This is a genomic window from Streptomyces sp. ADMS, assembly GCF_033441795.1.
GTDB lineage: Bacteria > Actinomycetota > Actinomycetes > Streptomycetales > Streptomycetaceae > Streptomyces.
In genome coordinates this window covers 1-1958 of sequence record NZ_JAVFVX010000284.1, presented here as the reverse complement: position 1 = coordinate 1958, position 1958 = coordinate 1, and the positions used below count along the sequence as shown (strand labels likewise).

Sequence of the window (1958 nt, the reverse complement as noted above, 5' to 3'; positions counted from 1 at the left end):
GTCAGGACCCCGGAGACGCTCTGCGCGGCGTCGGTGAGCAGCCCGGCCAGTTCGGTGCGGGCCAGGGGGGTGCGGTCGGCGGTCACTGGTCCACCATCCTTTCTACGGGCGCCAGTTGGGTGCTCGTGGTTGGATGCCGGTGAGAGCCGGGGTGACGGCCCGTGGCGGTCGCCTCGTGAGGGCCCCGATGACACTGCCGCCCCCGGCTCTTCCGGAGCTGTCGACCGGCAACAGAGGGACGCGCCGCAGAGCGCCAGTCAGTGACCGCCCGGGGACCAGCTCCGTCGCCGGCCTGTCGCTGATAGGCACGAGGAGAGCTGTGGCACTGCCCGAGAGCGCGTACTACGTCGGGATCGACTGGGGATCGGCCGAGCACGCGGTCTGCGTCCTGACCGAGACCGGCCGCGTCAAGACCGAGTTCGCCATCACCCACACCGCCGCCGGGTTCGCCGATCTGGTCCGCCGGCTCGCCAGGCTCGGCGTCGCCGAGGACGTACCGGTCGCGATCGAACGCCCGGACGGCCGTCTGGTGGACCTGCTGCTGGAGGCCGGACACCCCGTGGTGCCGGTGAAGTCCAACGCCATCAAGGCATGGCGGGACGCCGAGGTGCTCTCCGGCGCGAAGTCCGACCCGGGCGACGCCATGGTGATCGCCGAGTACCTGCGGTTGCGGCACCACAAGCTCAGCCCGGCCCGCCCGTTCGCCCCGCAGACCAAGGCCCTGCGCACCGTGGTCCGCACCCGTGACGACGTGGTGCGGCTGCGGGTCATGGCCACCAACATGCTCTCCGCGCTCCTGGACGCCTTCTGGCCCGGCGCCGGGACGCTGTTCGCCGATGTCGAGTCGCCGATCGCGCTGGACTTCCTCACCCGCTACCCGACCCCGGCCTCCGCCGCGGCCCTGGGCGAAAAACGCATGGCCGCCTTCTGCGCCAAGCACAGCTACTGCGGACGCCGCAGCCCTGCCGACCTGGTCAAGCGCCTGCGCTCGGCCCCGGCCGGAGCAACGGACGAACACGCCACCGAGGCCGGACGGGACTCCGTCATCGCCCTGGTCACCGTGCTGCGGACCCTCGGCACAGTCAAGAAGGACCTGGACCGCTCCGTCGACGCCCACCTCGACCAGCACCCCGACGGCCGCCTGTTCACCTCGCTGCCCCGGGCCGGACGCGTCAACGCCGCCCAGATACTCGCCGAGTGGGGGGACTCCCGCGACGCCTACGACGGACCGGACGCCTTCGCCGCCTTCGCCGGCGTCGCCCCGGTCACCAAAGCCTCCGGACGCATGCGGGGAGTCTCCTACCGGTGGGCCTGCAACAAGCGTCTGCGGCAGGCGCTCACCACGTTCGCCGACAACAGCCGCCACGAGAGCCCCTGGGCAGCGGACGTCTACCAGCGGGCCCGCGCCCGCGGCATGGACCACCCCCACGCCATCCGGGTCCTGGCCCGTGCATGGGTCCGCGTGATCTACCGCTGCTGGCTCAGCCACGAGCCCTACGACCCCGCACGACACGGCGCGGCACAACACTTCCTGCCCCAGCCAGAACCGGCTCAAGCGATCTGAGGTTGACACAGGGGGTGTCATCGCTGGGGGGCCTTTCGGGAGGCGGCGGGAGCGGAGGGGCTGGCTGCCGCCGGTGCGGTGGCCGCGAGGGATGCGGTCTGGACGACCGTGTGGGGGGATCGGGAACGGGCTGCCTGGACTCGTGCCTCGGCCGCCGGGTCGATGTCGGCGGGCCGGTTGAGGTCGGTGCGGTTGGTGCGGAGCTGGGCCGTGCGGTAGACCGCGTAGTCCTCCCGGGCACCGGCCGCGACGAGGTAGATCTCGCGCTTGTGGGTCGAGGTGGGCGGGGCCGGGCGGAACTGGATGACCATCCGATAGGAGACGGCAGGGTCGACGTAGACCTTGTGGAAGCCCGCGAGGCGGCCGGTCAGCGGCAGGCAGTCGTCGCTGCCGT

2 protein-coding genes are annotated in these 1958 nt (G+C 72.0%); one reads left to right on the top strand and one right to left on the bottom strand.

Annotation, left to right across the window (positions count from 1 at the left end; translation table 11 throughout):
- Positions 1–319: 319 nt before the first annotated feature.
- Positions 320–1564 carry an IS110 family transposase gene (locus tag RB628_RS40385; RefSeq protein ID WP_318325628.1) on the top strand — a complete coding sequence of 415 codons (1245 nt, stop codon included), beginning with the start codon at positions 320–322 and terminating at the stop codon, positions 1562–1564.
- A gap of 17 nt (positions 1565–1581) precedes the next feature.
- Here RB628_RS40385 and RB628_RS40380 read toward each other — a convergent pair.
- A partial coding sequence (locus RB628_RS40380; RefSeq protein WP_318325627.1) for a hypothetical protein occupies positions 1582–1958 on the bottom strand: 377 nt, incomplete at its 5' end.